Source organism: Streptomyces niveiscabiei, assembly GCF_033794345.1.
Classification (GTDB): Bacteria; Actinomycetota; Actinomycetes; order Streptomycetales; family Streptomycetaceae; genus Streptomyces; species Streptomyces niveiscabiei.
The window spans coordinates 52,579-72,036 of the sequence record NZ_JARAYJ010000013.1 but is presented as its reverse complement, the minus strand read 5'-3'; the positions used below and the strand labels follow the sequence as shown (position 1 = coordinate 72,036).

Annotated in this window: 16 protein-coding genes; 7 read left to right on the top strand and 9 right to left on the bottom strand. The window is 72.9% G+C overall.

Annotated elements, in window-relative coordinates:
* The first annotated feature begins 66 nt into the window (after positions 1-66).
* The 3 genes from PV682_RS19785 to PV682_RS19775 all read left to right on the top strand — a co-directional run bounded on the left by PV682_RS19785 (position 67) and on the right by PV682_RS19775 (position 2,405).
* Positions 67-597: an NUDIX hydrolase gene (locus tag PV682_RS19785; protein ID WP_319731615.1), complete on the top strand. Its 531-nt coding sequence runs from the start codon at positions 67-69 to the stop codon at positions 595-597.
* The gene (locus PV682_RS19780; RefSeq protein ID WP_319731613.1) at positions 594-1,712 is read left to right on the top strand and encodes an amidase; all 1,119 of its coding nucleotides are present in this window, start codon (positions 594-596) and stop codon (positions 1,710-1,712) included. Before PV682_RS19785 ends, PV682_RS19780 begins: the two co-directional genes overlap by 4 nt.
* Positions 1,713-1,820: 108 nt before the next feature.
* Positions 1,821-2,405 (top strand): flavodoxin family protein, encoded by a 585-nt coding sequence (locus PV682_RS19775; RefSeq protein WP_319731611.1) that lies wholly within the window; start codon positions 1,821-1,823, stop codon positions 2,403-2,405.
* Between the two features lie 49 nt (positions 2,406-2,454).
* Here the strand turns inward: PV682_RS19775 and PV682_RS19770 are convergent, their stop codons facing one another.
* The 4 genes from PV682_RS19770 to PV682_RS19755 all read right to left on the bottom strand — a co-directional run bounded on the left by PV682_RS19770 (position 2,455) and on the right by PV682_RS19755 (position 6,983).
* Entirely contained in the window at positions 2,455-3,351 is an 897-nt protein-coding gene (locus tag PV682_RS19770; RefSeq protein ID WP_319731610.1) for an ABC transporter permease, read from the bottom strand.
* Positions 3,338-4,360: an ABC transporter ATP-binding protein gene (locus PV682_RS19765; protein WP_319731608.1), complete on the bottom strand. Its 1,023-nt coding sequence runs from the start codon at positions 4,358-4,360 to the stop codon at positions 3,338-3,340. Before PV682_RS19765 ends, PV682_RS19770 begins: the two co-directional genes overlap by 14 nt.
* Positions 4,361-4,416: 56 nt before the next feature.
* A complete protein-coding gene (locus tag PV682_RS19760; RefSeq protein WP_319731606.1) occupies positions 4,417-5,643 on the bottom strand; it encodes a LolA family protein in 1,227 nt (408 codons plus the stop codon).
* 329 nt (positions 5,644-5,972) lie between these two features.
* On the bottom strand, positions 5,973-6,983 hold the full coding sequence (locus tag PV682_RS19755; RefSeq protein WP_055722976.1) for a polyprenyl synthetase family protein: 1,011 nt from the start codon (positions 6,981-6,983) through the stop codon (positions 5,973-5,975).
* Positions 6,984-7,628: 645 nt separating this feature from the next.
* Between PV682_RS19755 and PV682_RS19750 the strand changes: the two genes are divergently transcribed.
* The gene (locus PV682_RS19750; protein WP_319731603.1) at positions 7,629-8,093 is read left to right on the top strand and encodes a transglycosylase SLT domain-containing protein; all 465 of its coding nucleotides are present in this window, start codon (positions 7,629-7,631) and stop codon (positions 8,091-8,093) included.
* Between the two features lie 82 nt (positions 8,094-8,175).
* On the opposite strand, the gene PV682_RS19745 is transcribed toward PV682_RS19750, so the two are convergent.
* Positions 8,176-9,003, bottom strand: a complete 828-nt coding sequence (locus PV682_RS19745) for a Cof-type HAD-IIB family hydrolase (RefSeq protein WP_010354349.1) — start codon at positions 9,001-9,003, stop codon at positions 8,176-8,178.
* Positions 9,004-9,275: 272 nt separating this feature from the next.
* On the opposite strand from PV682_RS19745, the gene PV682_RS19740 reads away from it, so the two are divergent.
* From PV682_RS19740 to PV682_RS19730, 3 genes are all read left to right on the top strand, one after another.
* Positions 9,276-10,397, top strand: a complete 1,122-nt coding sequence (locus tag PV682_RS19740; RefSeq protein WP_319731600.1) for a GNAT family N-acetyltransferase — start codon at positions 9,276-9,278, stop codon at positions 10,395-10,397.
* A 107-nt stretch (positions 10,398-10,504) separates the two neighbouring features.
* Entirely contained in the window at positions 10,505-11,917 is a 1,413-nt protein-coding gene (locus PV682_RS19735) for a glycosyltransferase (protein ID WP_319731598.1), read from the top strand.
* A gap of 104 nt (positions 11,918-12,021) precedes the next feature.
* On the top strand, positions 12,022-12,777 hold the full coding sequence (locus PV682_RS19730) for a polysaccharide deacetylase family protein (protein ID WP_319731878.1): 756 nt from the start codon (positions 12,022-12,024) through the stop codon (positions 12,775-12,777).
* A gap of 136 nt (positions 12,778-12,913) precedes the next feature.
* Here PV682_RS19730 and PV682_RS19725 read toward each other — a convergent pair whose 3' ends face one another.
* The 4 genes from PV682_RS19725 to PV682_RS19710 form a co-directional block, all read right to left on the bottom strand.
* Positions 12,914-14,056, bottom strand: coding sequence for a glycoside hydrolase family 26 protein (locus tag PV682_RS19725; protein WP_319731596.1), 1,143 nt, complete (start codon positions 14,054-14,056; stop codon positions 12,914-12,916).
* Between the two features lie 38 nt (positions 14,057-14,094).
* A complete protein-coding gene (locus tag PV682_RS19720; protein ID WP_055724945.1) occupies positions 14,095-14,517 on the bottom strand; it encodes a hypothetical protein in 423 nt (140 codons plus the stop codon).
* On the bottom strand, positions 14,514-16,385 hold the full coding sequence (locus tag PV682_RS19715; RefSeq protein WP_319731594.1) for a glycosyltransferase: 1,872 nt from the start codon (positions 16,383-16,385) through the stop codon (positions 14,514-14,516). Before PV682_RS19715 ends, PV682_RS19720 begins: the two co-directional genes overlap by 4 nt.
* A 540-nt stretch (positions 16,386-16,925) precedes the next feature.
* Positions 16,926-19,352, bottom strand: coding sequence for a lipopolysaccharide biosynthesis protein (locus PV682_RS19710; RefSeq protein WP_407705707.1), 2,427 nt, complete (start codon positions 19,350-19,352; stop codon positions 16,926-16,928).
* Between the last annotated feature and the right edge of the window lie 106 nt (positions 19,353-19,458).

Here is a 19,458-nt window from a genome sequence, read left to right as displayed (position 1 = left end):
AACACCGTTGATCCACAAGGCGGGTTCACCGAGGATGAACCGTACGACGCGTCCCGGGGGGGTCTCATGCGCTGGACCGTGCACGGCGAACGACCGCTGTACGACACGCCGTGGGTACGCCTGCGCGCGCTGGACGTCGAACGGCCCGACGGCACCCGTACGGAGTACCACGCGGTGCGGCTGCGCGACCTCGCCGTGCTCGCGGCGGTCGACGACGCGCGCGTGCTGATGATGTGGCGGCACCGGTTCCTCACGGACGCGTGGGGGTGGGAGCTGCCGATGGGGCTCGTCGAGGACGGGGAGTCGCCCGCACGCGCGGGCGCGCGGGAGCTGGAGGAGGAGACGGGGTGGCGGCCGGGCAGCGTACGGGAGTTGATCTACTCGGAGCCCGCGGCCGGTGTCAGTGACACGCGGCATCATGTGTTCCGTACGGACGACGCACGGCAGGTCGGGGCCCCTACCGAGCGCAACGAGTCCGACCGGGTGGAGTGGGTGCCGCTCGGCTCGCTCGCCGGGATGATCCGGCGGCGGGAGATCGTCAGCGGGGCCACGCTCGTGGGGGTCATGGCGCTGCTGCTCGATCTCGGGGGCTCGTGAGCGTGTCGCCGCCGGAGAGCGCCGTCGCGATCTCCGCCGCCGTCCGGTCGGGGGCGGTGAGCGCCGTGGAGGTGCTGGAAGGGGCCCTGGAGCGGCTGGAGCGGATCGATCCGGTGCTGTGCATGTTCCGGGAGGTGTGGGGGGCCGAGGCGGGCGTGTGGGCCCGCGCCGTGGATGCCCGGGTCCGGGGCGGGGAGCGGCTGCCGCTGGCCGGGGTGCCGATCGCCGTCAAGGGGGGTCGGTCGGAGTGGGGGGCTCTCCTCGACGCCGGGTGCGTTCCCGTGGGGCGTACCGCCGTGCCCGGGGCGGGGACGCCCTGGCAGACCTGGGGGGTCGGGCGGCACGGTCGTACCGTCAACCCCTGGCGGTACGACCGGACGCCCGGGGGGTCGTCCGCCGGGTCCGCCGTCGCCGTGGCTTCGGGGGTGGTACCGCTGGCTACCGGGAGCGACGGGGCGGGGTCGGTGCGGATTCCCGCGGCCTGGTGCGGGGTGTTCGGGATGAAGGCGGGGAACGGGCGGCTGGCCAGTCCGGATCGTACGGGGCTCGCCGCGCCGGGGTTCTTCGCGCGGGAGCCGGGGGACGCGGCGGCGTGCTGGGGGGTGTTGTCCGGGGAGGCCGTACCGGTGGTGGAGCGGGGGGTGGATGCCGTTTGGTCCGCGGATCTGGGGTACGCCGAGTGCGATGCGGAGCCTGTGGCTGTGGCTCGGGCGGCCGTGGGGCGGTTGGTGGAGGCGGGGGGTGTGCGGCTCGTCGGCGGGTCGGTGGTGCTGGAGGATCCGGCGGAGGCGTGGCTGGCGGTTCGGGGGGCGGGTGGTGGGGCGGGGAGGGGGGTGCGGGAGGTCAATGACCGGCGGCTGGACGAGGTGTTCCGGGGGGCGGATCTGGTGCTGACGCCGGTGACCCCGAACGCGGCTCATGGGCATGAAGGGCCTGGTGAGCGGTACTCCACCGCTCTGACCTGGGCGTTCAATCTCAGTGGGCATCCGGCTGTGAGTGTGCCCGCGGGGGTGGGGGCGGACGGGTGTCCGGTGGGGTTGCAGATCGTGGGGCGGCGGGGGGAGGAAGGAGTGCTGCTCGCTGTGGCCTCCCTGCTGTCCTGGAAGCCGGCGTGAGGGCGGTGTGCGGGAGTGGGGCGCGCGGGGTGGGGTTCCGGTCCGATGATCTACCGTGATCCTTGCGCGTGCATATAATCACTCCTCACCTGATCTCCGGGGGACGCCATGACGAACCGTCGCTTCCTGTTCCTGCTCGGCAGCAGTCGTCAGGGCGGCAACACCGAGCTCCTCGCGCGCCGGGCCGCCGAGCAGTTGCCCGACGGGGTCGAGCAGGAGTGGGTCCGGCTCGTCGACCGGCCGCTTCCCGACTTCGCCGACCTGCGGCACGACGAGGGGTACACGGCGCCTGCCGATCCCCACGCGCGGTACCTCCTCGACGCCACCCTCGCCGCGACCGACCTCGTCATCGCCTCGCCGCTGTACTGGTACTCCGTCTCCGGGCTCACGAAGCGGTACCTCGACCACTGGTCGGGGTGGCTGCGGGTGCCCGGGGTGGACTTCCGGGGGAGCATGGCCGGGCGCACGCTCTGGGGGGTGACCGCGTACGCCTCTCGCGCGTCCCTCGCCGGCCCTCTCGCCGGGACCCTCCATCACACCGCCGCGTTCATGAAGATGCGCTTCGGCGGGGTGCTCCTCGGGAACGGGACCGATCGGGAGGACGTCCTCAGGGACGAGGAGGCGATGGCCCGGGCGAAGAACTTCTTCGCGGAGGAGGCACCGTTGGCACGGTTTCCGGACGAGGTCGGGTGAGGGGGGCTGGTGGCGCGGTGCGGGTGGTCGCCGGTACGCGGGTGAGGCGTCAGGCCGTGATGTCCTTCGCCGTGAAGCGGGCCCATGCCGCTGAGCCGAATGTTGCTGCGTACAGGGCCTGGAGGGCGAGGTTCTTCTGGAGGTCCGGCCAGTAGACCGGTTCTCGCATGAGGTCGGCGAAGGAGAGCCAGTAGTGGGGGAAGAGGTAGGGGTGGACGGCGTGGAGCTGGGGGATCTGGTCGATGATCTGGACGGTGATCAGGAGGCCCACCGTCGTCGCCATCGCGGCGATGCCGCTGTTGGTCAGGGTTGAGATGAACAGGCCCAGGGCCGCCACGCCCATCAGGGACGCGGCGACCACCAGGGCGATCAGGAAGGCCCGCCACAGGCCCTCGCCGAAGGTGATGCGCGTGCCGGAGATCGTCGTCAGGTCACCGAGCGGGAAGAGCAGCGCGCCGACCGCGAGCGCGGAGAGCGCCACGACGAGGGTCGCGATCAGGCAGAACGCCATCGTCGTCAGGTACTTCGTGAGCAGCAGCCGGGTACGGCCGGCCGGGGCGACCAGCAGATAGCGCAGCGTCCCCGCGTTCGCCTCGCCCGCGATCGCGTCCCCGGCGATCACTCCCACGGCCATCGGCAGGAAGAACGGCAGGGTCGCCGCCAGCGCCGTGAACACCAGGAACAGCCCGTTGTTGGTGACCTGCGAGATGAACGCCGGGCCGCCCTCCCCTCCCCCGCCGCCGGGACCGGACCCACCGGCCGGGGAGCCGTCGCCCGTCTCGATCCGTACGGCGATGCCGACCAGCACCGGGACCGCCGCGAGGACGCCGAGCAGGGCCAGCGTCCGCCAGCGGCGCAGCGTGATCGCCAGCTCGCTGCGCAGCAGGCCCAGCGTCCACAGCGGGCTCGGCGCCCGCACCGCCGGTGCCGTCTCAACCCGCGACATCGAACCCCTCTCCGGTCAGCTCCACGAACGCGTCCTCCAGCGAGGCCCGCCGCAGGGCGAAGCCGCGCACCCTGACGCCCGCGGTCACCAGGGCCGCGTTCACCTCCGCGAGGTCGCGCTCCGGCGGCTCGGCGGTGACCCGCTCACCCTCCGACGTCACGTCCGCGAGGCCCTGTTCCTTCAGCACGCGCGCCGCGTCCGCCGGGTCCGGCGTCGTCACCACCAGCCGCCCGCGCGTGCGCGCCGCCAGCTCGCCCACCTCGCCCTGGACGATCAGCCGGCCGCGCGCCATCACCGCCGCGTGCGTACACACCTGCTCGATCTCGTCCAGGAGGTGGGAGGAGAGGAAGACCGTCGTGCCGTCCGCCGCCAGTTCCCTGATCAGCGCGCGGATCTCCCGCATGCCCTGCGGGTCGAGGCCGTTCGTCGGCTCGTCCAGCACCAGGAGGCGCCTGGGCTGGAGGAGCGCCGCCGCGAGGCCCAGGCGCTGCTTCATGCCCAGCGAGTACGCCCGCGCCTTCTTGCCGGCCGCCGCCGTCAGCCCGACCCGCTCCAGCGCCGACGCGACCCGGTGGCTCCGGGTGCGCGGGTCGGCCGTCGGGTCCGCGGCGTCGTACCGGACGAGGTTGTCGCGGCCCGACAGGAAGCCGTACAGCGCGGGGCCCTCGATCAGCGCGCCCACCTCCGGCAGGACCTCGCGGCCCGCGCCCGGCATGGGCCTGCCCAGTACCCGCGCCGTCCCCGACGTCGGGGCGATCAGGCCCATCAGCATCCTGATCGTCGTCGTCTTGCCCGAGCCGTTCGGGCCGAGGAACCCGAAGACGCTGCCCCGGGGGACGGTCAGGTCGAGGGAGTCGACGGCCAGTTGGCCGCCCCGGAAGCGCTTGGTGAGGGCGTGGGTGTGGATGACGGCGTCGCCGGGGGCGGGAGCCGGGCCCTCCGCGGGGGCCGCCGGTTCCGGAGCCGGGGCGGGCCGGGGAGCCGGCTCCGTGGTGGGCGGCTGTGGCATGGCTCCCCCGATCCCGTTCCCTCGACGACGCGGTGGTCGTGTCCCTGTAACCGTACTTAGTTGCCCTCGGCCGCCTTCACCAGGGCGTCCTTGGTGACCGCGCCGACGTAGACCTTGCCGTTGTCCGTGACCAGGGCGTTGACCAGGCGGGTGGAGAAGACCGTGCCCTTGCCGAAGTCGCCGGAGACCTTGTCGCCGAAGGAGTCGAGGAAGCCGCCGAGGGCACCGGCGTCGGGGAGGTCGGAGGAGGAGGGGATGCCCGTGTTCGTGCCGGTGTCGTACGTGGCGATCGTCGTCCAGCCCTTGCCCAGGACGTCCAGGCCCGTGAGGTCCTCGCCGAGGGCGCCCTCGGCGGGCCCGCCCTTGCCGGGGGCGTCCTTGCCCTCGTCGCCGTGGATCGTGTCGCCCTCGGTGACCTTCGCGCCCTTGGGGGCCGTGAAGTCGAAGGTGGAGGCGGCCGGCTTGGCGAAGCTGACCTGGGTAAAGCCGGCGTCAATCACGGCGGCACCGCCGCTCCTCGGGGTGAGCGTGAACTTGAGGGGCAGGCCGGTCTTCGCGTCCACCGCGATGCTGATCGCGCCGACCGTCGAGCCGGACTGCTTGGGCGTGACGAGGAGCTTGTAGGCGTCGCGGCCCGCGACGTGGACCGAGCCGTCCACCTTCACCGACGTCGTCGGGTCTATCGCCTTCAGGGTCTCTTCCGTGAGGTCCTTCGGGGTCGCCGGGGCCTGGGACTCCTTGCGGGCCTTCTCCGAGAGCGTCGAGTGGTAGACCTCGTTCGACTTGCTGTCGTAGCCCCAGACGTCCTTGCCGTTGTGGATGAGGCTGTACTCCGCCGCGTTCTCCAGCAGGGAGAGCTTCTGCTTCTCGGGGCCGTCCGTCGCGACGCGCAGCGTGTGCGTGCCGGCGGCCAGTTCCGTCAGCCTGGTGGTGGGGTCGGCCGAGGAGCCTTCCGAGGAGCCGGTGGCGCCGGAGAGGAAGCTGCTCTCCAGGCCGCCGAGGTCGGGGAGGCCCAGGTCCGTGGTGATCTTGACCGTGCCGGAGAGCTGCTGGACGTCCGACGCGGCGACCTTGTCCAGGAGCTGCTGGGCGGTGATCTGGGGGAGGTCGGGGTCGCCGGAGTCGGCGAGGGCGGGGACCAGGCCGATGGTGGCGGCGGCCACGCCCACGACCGTCACCGGAACGACGTACCGCGCGGCCGTCCTGCGGCGGCGGGACCTCGCCTCGTCCGCGTCGGCCTCCGTGAGCGGGGTCCGGGGGTCGTCGGATGCGTTCGGTGCCATGTCTGCCTTACCTCCGTCGTCGGCGGCGGCCGGTGGGCATCTCTGGGCAACCCACCCCGACCGCCATTCTCACCCGAATCGGTGAGCAGTGGTCCTGCGTCTGCATCCATGACACCAAACCGCCCCCGTCACCGGCGTCACCCCTCAGAGTCAACTCCGCGTACTCCTGCGGTATGACACGCCCCGCCGGTACCCCGTACTTCCCTAGGGGTCGCGAGGCCGTACCAGGGGACGAGGTCAGCGCCATACGGCCGCCCCCGGCCGTCGGGCGCACCGCCGCGTCGCCCGCCGCGAAGCGGGCGACGGCGCGGCATGACACGGCAGGCGCCTCAGCCCGCCCGGTGCACCACCGCGTCGCACATCTCCACCAGCGCCAGCTTCGCGTCGCACTCCGGCAGGGGTGCCAGGGCCGCGCGGGCCTCCTCCGCGTAGCGGACCGTGTCGCGGCGGGCCTGTTCGAGGGCCGGGTGGGCGCGCAGCGCCGTGAGGGCCTCGGTGTGGCGGGCGTCGTCCGTGAGGTCGGAGTCGAGGAGTTCGCACAGGGCGATGTCCTCGGGGAGGTTCAGGCGGGCGGCGCGCTCGCGCAGGCGCAGGACGGGGAGCGTGGGGATGCCCTCGCGGAGGTCCGTGCCGGGGGTCTTGCCGGACTCGTGGGAGTCGGAGGCGATGTCGAGGACGTCGTCGGCGAGCTGGAAGGCGACGCCGAGGCGTTCGCCGTACTGCGTGAGGACGTCGACGACCGTCTCGTCCGCGCCGGAGGTCATCGCGCCGAAGCGGCAGGAGACGGCGACGAGGGAGCCGGTCTTGCCGGCGAGGACGTCGAGGTAGTGGTCGACGGGGTCACGGCCGTCCGTGGGGCCCGCGGTCTCCAGGATCTGGCCGGTGACGAGCCGTTCGAACGCCTCGGCCTGGATGCGGACGACCTCGGGGCCGAGGTCGGCGAGGATCTGGGACGCGCGCGCGAAGAGGAAGTCGCCCGTGAGGACGGCGACGGAGTTGCCCCAGCGGGTGTTGGCGCTGGCCACCCCGCGCCGGACCTCGGCCTCGTCCATGACGTCGTCGTGGTACAGCGTGGCGAGGTGCGTGAGTTCGACGCCCACGGCGGACGGCACGACACCGGGCGCGTACGGATCACCGAACTGCGCCGCGAGCATCACCAGAAGTGGCCGGAAACGTTTGCCCCCCGCGCGCACGAGGTGCTGCGCGGCCTCCGTGATGAAGGGGACCTCGCTCTTGGTGGCTTCGAGCAGACCCTCCTCGACGGCAGCCAGTCCTGCCTGGACATCGGCTTCCAGTGCCTGGTCCCGCACGCTCAGCCCGAACGGCCCGACGACGGTCACGAGGGATCTCCTGTCTGCTGTTGCCCACTGGCGACTGTTGGCGATTACACGGTTTGTCGATAGGTCGCTGCCATCACTCAAGTCAGCGTATCCGGTCACGTTTCGATCACCGATAGCCCCCACGGTTACAGCACGGGCGCTATCGGATCACGCCCGTTATGCAGCTGATCGGTAGATAACGCACATCATTTTGATACATCTCCACCTTGTGTCCATTTTGCCGTTATTGCCATTCCGTGAGTTGAGTCACGGACCCTCCCCCCACCCGCCCGCTCCCCCACCACCCTTCCGCCTTGCCCCTGTTGGCGAGTTGACACTTGGCGGTCGCAAAGGATCAAGCACCCCATACCCCTCAGGCAGAGCTCAATAGGGGCGAGATGTGAATCAGGTACTTGTTCCGGACATGTGCTCTCGCATACGTTCCGCCGAGTCGGGCGGACGCCTAATCCTGCCGCCGCCCCGCACCACCTCATCCACGAACCACTCGCGTACGGCAGGAGCGGGGGACCCAGGTAGTACGCCGCGCCGGACACCGCTCCGGAGCGGCTCGGGGTGAAGCCGCGCCACCGCCTCCGGTGGCCGGCCGGGCACCTCCCCGCCCGAACCCGACAGCTCACCTCGCAGGCGCCGGAGAGGAACACCGCCATGCCCGCAATCCGCAAGAAGCGTCTCGCCCGTGCCCTCGCCGTCGCCGCCGCCGGCACGGCCCTGCTGGCCCTCCCGGTCGTCGGCGCGACCAGCGCCTCGGCCGCCACGAGCGGCAGCTCGTCGTCCACGGTCGCCGGGTACCCGAACACCCTGGACGGCTGGATCCGCGAATCCCTCGCGATCATGGCCCAGAAGGGCATCCCGGGCAGCTACGACGGCATCTACCGCAACATCATCCGCGAATCCTCCGGCAACCCCTGGGCCATCAACAACTGGGACTCCAACGCCGCCGCCGGCACGCCCTCCAAGGGCCTGCTCCAGGTCATCGACCCGACCTTCCAGGCGTACCACGTCGCCGGCACGGCGTACGACCCGTACGACCCGGTCGCGAACATCACCGCCGCGTGCAACTACGCGGCGGCGGTGTACGGCTCGATCGACAACGTGTACGGCGCCTACTGACCGTCCCTCCCGGACGTCCTCCGGGAGATCGACGTCCCTATAGGGGCCCCGGTTTCGGATCGGGGCCCCTATAGGGCGCGCGTTACGGAAACATCCGTTCAAGAACGGTCGCCACCCCGTCCTCCTCGTTCGAGAACGTCACCTCGTCGGCGACGGCCTTGAGTTCGGGGTGCGCGTTGGCCATCGCGACCCCGTACGCGGACCACTCGAACATCGGGATGTCGTTCGGCATGTCCCCGAAGGCGACCGTGTCCTCGGGGGCGATCCCGAGCCGCTCGGCGGCCAGCGCGAGGCCCGTGGCCTTCGTGACGCCGCTCGGCTGGAGCTCGACCGTGCCGGGCCCCGACATGGTCACCGTGGCGAGCGAACCGACCGCCGCGCGCGCGGTGGCCGCCAACTCGTCGTCCGTCAGCGCGGGGTGACGCAGCAGCACCTTGCTGATCGGCTCGCACCACAGGTCCTCGCGGCGTCCCACACGCAGCGCGGGCAGCGTCGGGTGCGGCATCAGGTAGCCCGGTTCGATCAGCGTCAGCCCGTCCACGCCGTCCTGGTCGACGGCCGCGTACACCTGGCCGACCTCCGCCTCGATCTTGCCGAGCGCGGTCTCCGCGAGTTCCCGGTCCAGCGTGACCGACCACAGCAGGCGGTCCGCGCCGGCGTCGTACACCTGCGCTCCCTGGCCGCACACCGCGAGCCCTCTGCCCCGCAGGATCTCCAGCAGCGGGCGCACGCGGGGGGCCGGGCGGCCGGTCACCACCAGGTGCCGCGCGCCGGCCTCCACGACCCGCTGGAGGGCGCTCAGCGAGCGGTCGGAGAAGGTGTCGTCGGCGCGCAGGAGCGTGCCGTCCAGGTCGGTGGCGACGAGGGCGTACGCGCGCGTGCCGGAAGCGGGGGTGGTGGGTGCGGCCATGATCAGAGAATACGGACCGCACCGCCCGCGGGAGGCCCGACAGCCTGTCTCGCACACACCCGCGCGCGGGAGGGCCGGTTTCAGAACGAACGCCCGCGCGCGGGTGCGGGCGAGGGCACCGGAACGGCGTTCGTCATCGAACTGCCATCGAAACGCCAACGGTTCTGCGAAGACTGCACCGGTTGGCAACAACATGGGGCGCTATCTACCGCCGGTACCGTCTGGAGGGGTACGGTCCATGTGTCCAGGGGGGACTTGATCGGGGGGTCAGGTTGAACAGTGGGCGCATTCGTGTGCTGCGCGCGCAGGAGTTGGGCGAGGGGGAGCGCGAGCGGTGGCGGGCCCTGCGGGCCGCTTCGCCGGTCCCGCGCAATCCGTTCATGGAACCGGAGTTCGTCGAGGCCGTGGGGCGCGTACGGGCGCGTACGCGGATCGCGGTGGTGTACGAGGGGCGCGAACCGGTCGGGTTCCTCCCCCACGAGCGCGGGCCGCTCGGCATGGGCCAGGCCCTCGCGCACGGCGTGTCGGACGCCCAGGGCGCGATCCTGGCGCCCGGACTCGGCCTGGACGCGGCCGAGTTGATGCGCGCGTGCGGCCTGTCGAGTTTCGCGTTCGACAACCTGGGGGCGGAACAGGGCCTGTTCGTCCCGCACGCCGCCGCCGAGTACGCCGCGTACGTCATCGACGTCGAGAAGGGCTACGACACGTACGAGGCCGTCCTGCGCGGCCAGTCCCCGAAGTTCCTGCGGACGACGCTCGCCAAGGAGCGCCGACTCGGGCGCCAGGCGGGCGAGTTGAGGTTCGTGTTCGACGAGCGCGACCCGGCCGCGCTGCGCACCCTCATGGCGTGGAAGTCGGCGCAGTACCGCCGCACCGGCCGGCGCGACCGGTTCGCGCAGGAGTGGATCACGCGCCTGGTCGCACGCCTCGCCGACACACGCGCGCCGGAGTGCGCCGGCACGCTCTCCGTCCTGTACGCCGGGGAGCGGCCTGTCGCCGCGCACTTCGGGCTGCGCTCGTCGACCGTCCTGGCCTGCTGGTTCCCGTCGTACGACACGGAGTTCGCGAAGTTCTCGCCGGGGCTCGTGCTGCATCTGCGGATGGCCGAGGCGGCGGCTGCGGAGGGCATCGGGACGCTGGATCTCGGGCGGGGGGCCGCCGAGTACAAGGACGCGCTGAAGACCGGCGAGATCCCCGTCTACGAGGGTGCGTGGACGCGTCCCGGGGTGGGGGCGGCGCTCTACTGGCTGAGCCGTGAACCCGCGCGCCGGGCGCACCACTTCGTGCGCGGGCGCCCCCGGCTCGCGCGCGCCGCGGCGCGCGCGCTGAAGAGCGCCGGGCGGCTGCGGAGCGCGGGGCGGCAGCGGGCGGGTTCGGGGCAGCGGGAGAGCTGAAGGGGGCGGATGGCTCGGACGGCGCGGACGGCACAGGCGGCGCGGACGGCGTCACAAGGGTGACGCCGCAGGGTGATACCCGAGGGCTCATGACATCAGGGGGGTTCATGTCCCGTACGACCCGTACATCCCAGGTACGAGACGAGATACGGCGCTTCCTCGCCGTCCGGCCCGTCCAGGTCGGCGAGCTGGACCTGACCGGCGAGGGGGCGACCCTCAGACCCGGGCCGGGCGGCCCGCCCGTGACCTCGGGGCCGGTGTTCGTCCTGGTCCGCAGGGAGGGGCGGCCGGTCGGCACGCTCCTCGGGGAGGTCCCGGAGGGGGCGGACCCGAAGGCGACGCTGAGGGAACTGGCCGAGGGTATGGGCCTGCCGGGGTCCGCCGGGCATCCGTACGGCACCGGGTCCGCCGACCGGACGACGGGGCCGACCCCGCCGTACACCACCGTCGTCATCGCCACCCGCGAGCGGACCGGCACGCTGGTGCACGCGCTCGACTCGATGCTCGCGCAGGACCATCCGCGGTTCGAGATCGTCGTCGTGGACAACGCGCCCGCCACGAGTACTACTCGGGATCTCGTACGGGAGAAGTACGCCGAGCGGGTGAGGTACGTGTGCGAGCCGGTACCCGGACTCGCGGTCGCGCACAACCGGGGGGTGGCCGCGGCGCGCGGGGAGGTCGTGGCGTTCACGGACGACGACGTCGTCGCCGATCCGCGCTGGCTCACCGAGCTGACCTCGCCGTTCGCCGCCGATCCGGGCCTCGGCTGCACGACGGGCCTGATCCTGCCCGCCCGGCTGCGCACCCCGGCCCAGGTCCTCCTGGAGAGCCACGGCGGCTTCTCGAAAGGGTTCGTGCCGAGGACCTACGACCCCGCAGCGCCGCCCGCCGACGAGCCCCTGTTCCCCTTCACCGCCGGGCGGTTCGGGTCGGGGGCCAGCATGGCGTTCCGTACCCGGGTACTACGGGAGGTACGGGGGTTCGACCCGGCGACCGGGGCCGGCACCCTGGCCCGCGGGGGCGACGACCTGTACGGCTTCGTCCGGGTGCTGGCCCGCGGGTACCGGCTGCACTACACGCCGTACGCGCTGGTCTGGCACCACCACCGGGAGACCTGGCGGGACCTGGAGACGCAGGCGTACGGGTACGGGGCGGGGCTGGGCGCGTATTTGACGGCGGTGCTGGTCAACAGCCCCGGGCTGGTGCCGGGGTTCCTCGCGCGGGTGCCGAAGGGGGTGGCGTACGCGCGGGCGTTGACGGCGAGCCGGGGAGTGGAGGGGGGCCGGGGAGCGGGTGGCGGGGCACGGGGTGGGGTACGTGAGGGGGACGAGGCCGGGGTGCCCCAGGGGGATGCGGCGCTGCCGGTCTCCGCCGGGCCCGGGGTGCACGGTGACCGGGATCATCCGTGGCCCCGGCGGCTGTCGCGGCTCCAGCGGCGCGGGATGCTGTACGGCCCGGTCGGGTATCTGCGGGCGCGGTGGGCGTTGCGTACGGCGTGGGGGCGGGGAGGGGCGCGGTGAGCGGGGGCGAGGGCGTCATACCCGGGAGGGACGAGGGCGAGGGCGTCATCCCCGTGGGGGACGGGGACGAGGGCGTCATACCCGTGTTCCTCTACCACGCCGTGATGGACGACCCCCCGGACTGGATCGCGGAGTTCACGGTCACGCCGAAGGTGTTCGCCGCGCATCTGGACGCGGTCGTCGACAGTGGCCGTACGCCGGTCACGATCAGTGTGCTCGCGGACTTCCTCGCGGGGCGGGCCGCGTTGCCGCCGAGGCCGGTGCTGCTGACGTTCGACGACGGGTTCGCGGACCTGCCGGGACCGACCGCCGAGGCGGTGTTCGCGCGGGGCCTCACCGCGACCGCGTACCTCACGACCGGCGCCATCACCCCGGGCGAGCGCAGCCTGTTGCCGCCCGCGCCGATGATGTCGCTGGGCGGCGTACGGGAGTTGGAGCGGGCCGGGATGGAGATCGGCAGCCACACCGTCACCCACGCGCAGCTCGACACCCTCGCGCCCCGGGACCTCGCGCACGAACTGCGCCATTCCCGCGCCGTGCTGGAGGACACGCTCGGCCACCGGGTCCGTCATCTCGCCTACCCGCACGGGTACAACGACCGCCGGGTGCGCCGGATGGCCGCAGCCGCGGGGTACGAGACGGCGACCGCCGTCCGGCACGCGCTCAGTTCGGAGCGGGACGAGGCGCACCGGATCGCGCGGCTGATCGTGCGGCGGAGTCATACCGTCGGGGACGTCGCCGACTGGCTCTCCGGTAAGGGGGCGCGTATCGCGCCGTACCGGGACGCGCCCCGGACGGTGGCGTGGCGGTGGTACCGGAAGGGGCGGGCGGTGGTGAAGGGGCCGGTGTTCGCGGGGTGAGTGGGGGGACGGCGCGGACGAGGGCGCGGATGGCCCTCGGGTATGAGCCGGGTACGCCTCAGGTACCGGGAGGGGCCGAAGGGGCGGGGAGGGCACCCCGCCCCGGTAGCCCCCGGGTAATACCTGTCGCCGGGGACTACTTCAGAGGCTGGTTCAGGTACGGGTCGGAGACCGCCTCGCGCAGGCTCGACCAGGCCCGGGAGTTGGCCACCGCCAGGTCGCAGTGGGGGCCGGGGTCGCGGTAGTTCCACTGGAGGGCCGCCTTGACGCCGGTGAGCCTCTTGAGGACCGAGGGGACCTCGGCGTACCAGTCGGCCTGGCGGCCGGGGCGGGTCGGGTCGTTCGCGGTGCCGAACTCGGAGAGCATCAGCGGTTTGCCGTCGGAGATGTTCCTGCGCATCCAGTCGTGCGTGGCCTGCTGGGTCTGGGCGAAGGAGAGCCAGCCGGCCTTGTGGCACCGGTAGTAGTTGTACTGGTTGTAGGCCACCCAGTCGACGTAGTCGTCGCCGGGGTACATCCGCTTGATGAGGTCGGCGTGGCCCAGATACCCGGTGGTGATCCAGGTCCACACGACGTTGGTGACGCCGAGGGCGCGGAACCGGTCGTGGATGTGCCGGTAGGCGCGTACGTAGTCCTCGGGAGTTCCGCTGTCCGGGGTACGCGTATCCATCTCCAGGTCGAAGGAGAGGAACACCTTCTTCCCGTACGCCTTGATCCGTTTCGCCTGGACGTCGATGACCGAGGCGTCGAGGTCACCGGCCGTGATCTGCTTCCACGTCGGCTGCTGGGCCGCCGTACCGCCCCAGACCTTGCTCTCCCAGGAGAGCAGCAGGAGGCGGTCCCTGCCGACCTCGCGTTCCTCGTCGGTGAGCAACTGGCCTTCCCTGCGCGCCCCTTGGACCAGGGACATGTCGTGGTACGTGTACACGATGTCGAGGGGGCGGCCGATCTGCCGCTCGTACGCCTTCACCTTCTGGGGAAGGTCGTCCTTGTCGTGCGGCACGAACGCGCCGAACCAGGCCCCGCAGGGCGGCTCCAGCAGGGCCGTGGGCGCGCACCGGCCGCCCTGGGCCGAGGGCCGCGAGCCGCCCAGGTCCTGGTCGCCGGAGGAGTCGTCCTTGAGGAGGAGTACCGCGGTGAGGGTGACACCGGCGGTCAGTACGGCGGTGAGCGCGAGGCGCCGGGGGCGGGGCCGGGGTCGTCCTCGATGTCGTCCATGGGAGGGAGGGGTACGGGGTACCCCGGGGGTGCGTTGGCCCGTGATACCTGAGCGGTACACCGGCCGTCGGCGGGCGTTTCGTAAACGGTGGAGCCACCTCACAGGGCAGTACCTTTCGCAGTCCGCGGGGAGGCGCGCAGGCGCGGGCAGAACGCCGCGATGGTGGTCAGCAGCGTCAGGGTGAGCAGGACGCGCTGCGCGCTGAAGGCGTGCGTGGCGATGAACACCGTCCCGACGACCAGGACGGCGGACACGCTCACGAAGACGGTCAGCATCAGCCGCTCCAGGAGGTCGGAGTGGCGTGCGAAGGCCGGGTCGCGGCCTTCGACGGGACCCTCGGCGGGCCGCGCCGCGAGCGCGGGCCCGCAGATTCTGACCAGGGCCCCGCCCGGCCCCGCCGCCAGGAACAGCACGACGGCGGCGGCTCTGAGCGGGGATCCGCCGGGCAGCGCGAGGGAGCTGACGGCGAGCCAGCCGGCGAACGGGGCCGCCATCCGGACGACGAGTTCCTGCGGGGTCATCGGGCCGTCTCCTTCAGCACGTACGCCACCCCCGCCTCGTTGCCCGCGACCCGTTCGAACAGGGGCGACGCGGCGACCGAGGCGCGGATGCGGTCCAACTGGGCTTTGGTGAGGAGGCCGTTCATCTCCGAGTCCGCGTACTGGCCCTGGGACAGGACCAGATAGGCGCGGGCCGGGGACTCGACGGCCGACATGTCGGTGGCGAGCGTCGCCGCCGGGTTCCTCAGGATCGTGTCCACGTGCGCGCGCGAGTCGTCGAGGAACCAGTAGTGGTCGACGCGCCAGTAATCCGCGTACGCCAGTGGGTAGTTGCGGTCCGCCGCGACGACCAGGGAGCCCTCCGGGGCGCGGTCGAAGACCTGCTGGACGAGGTGGACCTCGGCGGGCGGGAAGTAGCTGATGCGGTCCTTGCCGGAGTAGCTCGGGACGAACGCGAGCGTGCCGGCGAGCAGGGCGGCGAGCGGCAGCCAGGTGTAACGCCGCCTGCGCGTACGGGGGTTGAGTTCCGTCGCCGTGAGGGTCCTGACCTGCGGCAGGAGCGCCGCCGCCGCGAAGAACGCCGCGCCGGGGAGCATGAACATCAGGACGCGGAAGATCATCTCGCTGCCGTAGCTGCTCGCCGCGAACATCGGCAGCGGGGCGAGCGCGAGCAGCAGCAGGGGCAACGCCCGGTGGCGCAGCACCGGTTGGCGCCAGGCGCCGAGCGCCGCGAGCAGGATCACCGACGCGGACAGCAGGCGGGCGGCCCAGGACGTCGCGATCGCGCCCGTGCCGGTGGGGGTGGCGCCGTAGCCCGTCTCGACGTTGCCGCCGATGTCGCCGACCGAGCGCAGCATGTCCGGCATCGTCGCCGACAGGAACGGCAGGGCGGCGGTCAGGCACCAGGCGAGGAAGATGACGACCGTGGTGACCAGCGGAACCCTGTCCCGGTAGCGGCGCGCGAAGAAGAGGGCCGCGAGGCAGATCACCAGCATGCCCGGGGTGAGCTGGTGGGAGATGACGATGCCGACGACGAACAGGGTGAGGACGACGGTCCATACGGCCGCGCGGGAGCGGGCGTCGGGGGTACGGGGGGTGGCGTACCTCCTGAGGACTACGGCGAGTACGCCGAGGTGGAGGGCGAAGGCGACGGACTGGGGGGAGAAGTAGTCCTGTCCCACCCAGTTGGCGACGTAGAACAGCCATACCGCCGTCCAGACCAGGCGCCGGTCCTCGGTGAACGTGCGGTAGATCAGCAGCAGGGGGAGCAGCAGCATCAGGCTGGAGACCAGGGGCCACCACGCCATGAACCGGGCCGCCGAGTCGACCCCCAGGAGGCGTACGAGCGTCGCCTGCGCCGCGAAGAAGCCGGGCCACTGGTCGTAGACGGCCATGTCGCCGAGGGCGTCCGAGCCCTGGAGGCGGCCCGCCGTGAGGAGGTGGTCGATCACCGCGTCGTGCTTCCACGCCCAGGCGTACAGGGGGGTGGGGTACAGGACGGCCTGGGTCGCGCGCTCCATCACCAGCAGGCCGACGAGGTACGCCGGCGCCCAGGCGGGGTGCCTGCGGCGGGAGTTGACGAGCGTGCACCAGAACCCGGCCGTCAGCACGGCCAGTCCCGCCCAGAACGCCGGATGCAACGCCGTGACCAGCCCGAAGTCGTCCAGCTTCCCGACGTCCGTGTGCCCCACGGCGTACGCCCACAGCCCCATCGCCCCGGCCAGCCCCGCCGCGGGCCACAACGCCGAGTGGTACCAGGGGCGCGCGGGCGGGAGGTCGGCGAGATCGGTGACGGGGTCCTCGGGGTGCGAGGCGGGAGGCTCGGCGAGGGCGGTGGCGGGGGCGCCGAGGGGGGCGGCTGATGTCTCGGTACGCCCCTGGGGGGACATACCCGGGTACGGCACCGGGTCCCCCGAGGGGGCTACGGGACTACCGGAGGACGGCCCCGGCTCCCCCGAGGGCACCCCGGCCCCCCCGGTGCCTCCGGACGTACCCCGCGAGGCTCCGAAGGGGGAGGCGGAGACGTCGGACTCCCATACCCCGAAGCCGGTCTCAGCCTCACCGGGCACGCCCCCGGACCGCCCCCGAGGTCCCTCCCCGGTACCCCCGTCCCCCCCGGTACCCGCGGCCCACTCCCCCACGGCGCCCTGTCCCGCGGCCTCGGGCCAGCGAACGACCCGCGTCCGCCCGGCACCGGCGGCCGGCTCGCCCCCGCGCGCGGCACGGCCGCCGTCGCGAAGCCGCAACTTCCGTGTCCCCTCCGTCCGTTCGTCCCTCGCCCCGCGCTCGTCCGGCCCCACGCCGGGCGGTTCGGAGGTGTCGGTGTTCGGCTGGGACGTCTCCGCGCTCTGGGAACCCTTGTCGGGTTCCGGCTCGGTTCTCCGGTTCGGTGTGCGCACGACGGTTCCCCCCTGTCGTTCGGCGTCGGTTCAGGTCGTGGGGCGCGGTGGGGCGCGGTGGAGCGAGAGGAGCACGGCGAGGACGAAGAGCGCGGCGAGGGTCGGCGGCGCGAAGGGCGCCAGGGCCTCTCGCCACACCCAGCCCCCCAGGGCGGCGAGATAGACGAGCCCCCAGCGCGCCGTCCAGGGCAGCCGCAGCCGCTCCCCCAGCCGGGCGAGCACCTGCGACAGCGCGACGAGGCACAGCAGTTGGCACAGCGGCGGCGCCCAGCGCAGCAGCGGTACGGGCCCGTCGAGCCCCATCGCCTCCGCGAGGAATCGCGCCGTTTCCGTATAGAACGTCCCGCCCACCGCCCCCGGTTCCCGCCCCAGCGAGACCGGTACGGCGTACAGCGCGAGGACCACGGCCCCCAGCGCCGTCCCCGGCAGCCACGGATCGTGCCGCAGGCTGAGCGTCACCGCCCCGGCGTACAGCAGGAGCAGCACGAGCCCGGCGCCGAGCGCCGTCCAGGGCAGCGCGTCGAGCATCGCCCGCCCGGGCAGGGACCCGGACTCCAGCGCCGCATCCGTCGTACCCGCAGGACCCGTAGTACCCGTAGTACCCGTGGCGCTTGAGGACCGCAGCCACGGCAGGTCCCGCACCCCGAGAGCGAACACGGTGACGGCGGCGGCGAGGGCCGTCCACAGCCCGCCCCGCAGCCACCGCTGCCCCTTCTCGGACCACAACCCCCTTGCCGTGTACGCCGGTTCGACGGCCCGTTCGGCGGGGAGCCCGCCCGCGGGCGGCCGTGAGGAGGACTCGGACGACGACCCGGAGGCCAGTTCGGAGGCCGACCCCGGAGGGGTACCCGGGTAGTACCCAGGTACGACACCCGAGCGCGCCCCCGGCACCGAAGCGCCCGCGCCCGGCATCGAAGCGCCCCCACCCCGCGCCCCCGACCGCCCCTGCGGCCACACGATCACCGCCAGCGTGTCCGCCTCCAGCGCCTCCCGCTCGTACCCCCGCCGCCCGATGAACAGCGGCACGGTGTCCTCGTCGGCGGCAGCCGCGCGCCGCGCCCAGCTCGTGCCGTACCCGGAGGCCGTCGCGTACCCGGCGGTCGCGCCGAGCCGATGGGCGGGCGCAGGTACGGGCGCGGGCGCGGCAGCCAAGGCCGCCCCCGGCGCTGACGCCGCCCCCACCCCCACCCCCGACCTCGCCGCCGCCCCCGACCCCGGCGCAGAGCCTTCGCCCCCCACCCCCACCGCATCCCCCGCCCCCGCCGGCCGCAGCGCCGCCCGCAGCCCCACCACCGACACCCCCGCGATCAGCGTCATCCCGAGCAGCACCGCCCACCCCGCCCCGGCGATCCCCGCGGGCCCGAACAGCACCGCCGCGCTCCCGAGGACCAGCGTGCACATCGCGCCCTGGAGCGCGGCGAGCAGCCCCGTGCGCCCCTGCACGCGCAGCACCCCGATGTACAGCTCGACCACGACCCGGGGCAGCGCCCCGAGGGCCAGCAGCCGCAGCACCGTCGTCCCGTGCTCGGCGTAGTCCTCGTCGAACGGCGTGAGGATCCGCGGCGCGAAAAGGACCAGCACGAGGACGACGGGTACGAGGAGCAGCGTCATCCGGCGCAGCGCGCCCCGTACGCCGTCGGCGAGGTGGCGGGGGTCGTGGGAGGCGTGCGCGGTGAGCGAGGAGGCCATGTTGATGGCCATGAACTCCATGGTGCCGCCGACGGTGTAGGCGACGTAGAAGTAGCCGTTCTCGGCCGCGCTGAAGCGCACGGCGACCATCACCGGCAGCAGGTTGATCATCGCGAGGCTGAACAGCGCGCCCAGCGAGTCGCCCGCGAGGAAGCGGCCCATCTCGCGCAGGCGCGGCGGCTCGACGTGCCGGTCGGCGGCCTGCTGGCGCGGGATGAGGCGGCGGAAGATCAGCCAGCCGAGCGGCAGCGTCGACAGGGCTATCGCGGCGGCCCAGGAGACGAAGATGCCGAGCACCGGCAGCACGGTCGCGAACACGGCGAGCAGGATCAGCTTGCCGACGGAGAACACCGCGTTGCCGACGGGCACCCACAGGGCCTTGCGCAGCCCCGTCAGCACCCCGTCCTGGAGCGTCAGCAGCGCCCACGCGACGCACGCGACGACGAACACCGCGCCGGCGGCGGGCGCCCCCAGGGGCGCGTACGAGGCCCCCCACAGGTCGAGCGTCAGCAGGAACACGAACGCGGCGACCGCCACGACCACCGAGCTCGCCGCGTACGCGCGCCACACCAGCGCCCCCGTCGCCCGTCCCGCGCGCGGGACGAACCGGACGACCGCGCCGATCATCGTCGTCGCCGTGATGCTCGCGAGCAGGCGCATCGCGGCGATGGCGGCGGAGCCCTGGCCGACGGCCTCCTCCGAGTAGTAGCGGGCGGCGACCAGCCAGAACCCGAGGCCCAGGACGGCGGAGACGCCGGTGCTGAGCATCAGGAAGTAGGCGTTCCTGAAGAGGGAGTCGGGGCCCCCGCGCGCGGGCGCGCTGTTCGCGTCCTCGCGACGGGCCTCCGCACGCGCACCGGCCGCCGCGCGCTGT

Excerpts from the sequence above, each read along its gene's own strand:
- PV682_RS19785 (WP_319731615.1), top strand. The coding sequence starts at position 67 with ATGCGCTGGACCGTGCACGGCGAACGACCGCTGTACGACACGCCGTGG.
- PV682_RS19775 (WP_319731611.1), top strand. The coding sequence starts at position 1,821 with ATGACGAACCGTCGCTTCCTGTTCCTGCTCGGCAGCAGTCGTCAGGGC.
- PV682_RS19770 (WP_319731610.1), bottom strand. The coding sequence starts at position 3,351 with ATGTCGCGGGTTGAGACGGCACCGGCGGTGCGGGCGCCGAGCCCGCTG.
- PV682_RS19765 (WP_319731608.1), bottom strand. The coding sequence starts at position 4,360 with ATGCCACAGCCGCCCACCACGGAGCCGGCTCCCCGGCCCGCCCCGGCT.
- PV682_RS19760 (WP_319731606.1), bottom strand. The coding sequence starts at position 5,643 with ATGGCACCGAACGCATCCGACGACCCCCGGACCCCGCTCACGGAGGCC.
- PV682_RS19750 (WP_319731603.1), top strand. The coding sequence starts at position 7,629 with ATGCCCGCAATCCGCAAGAAGCGTCTCGCCCGTGCCCTCGCCGTCGCC.
- PV682_RS19745 (WP_010354349.1), bottom strand. The coding sequence starts at position 9,003 with ATGGCCGCACCCACCACCCCCGCTTCCGGCACGCGCGCGTACGCCCTC.
- PV682_RS19735 (WP_319731598.1), top strand. The coding sequence starts at position 10,505 with ATGTCCCGTACGACCCGTACATCCCAGGTACGAGACGAGATACGGCGC.
- PV682_RS19730 (WP_319731878.1), top strand. The coding sequence starts at position 12,022 with ATGGACGACCCCCCGGACTGGATCGCGGAGTTCACGGTCACGCCGAAG.
- PV682_RS19720 (WP_055724945.1), bottom strand. The coding sequence starts at position 14,517 with ATGACCCCGCAGGAACTCGTCGTCCGGATGGCGGCCCCGTTCGCCGGC.
- PV682_RS19715 (WP_319731594.1), bottom strand. The coding sequence starts at position 16,385 with ATGTCCCCCCAGGGGCGTACCGAGACATCAGCCGCCCCCCTCGGCGCC.
- PV682_RS19710 (WP_407705707.1), bottom strand. The coding sequence starts at position 19,352 with ATGCTCAGCACCGGCGTCTCCGCCGTCCTGGGCCTCGGGTTCTGGCTG.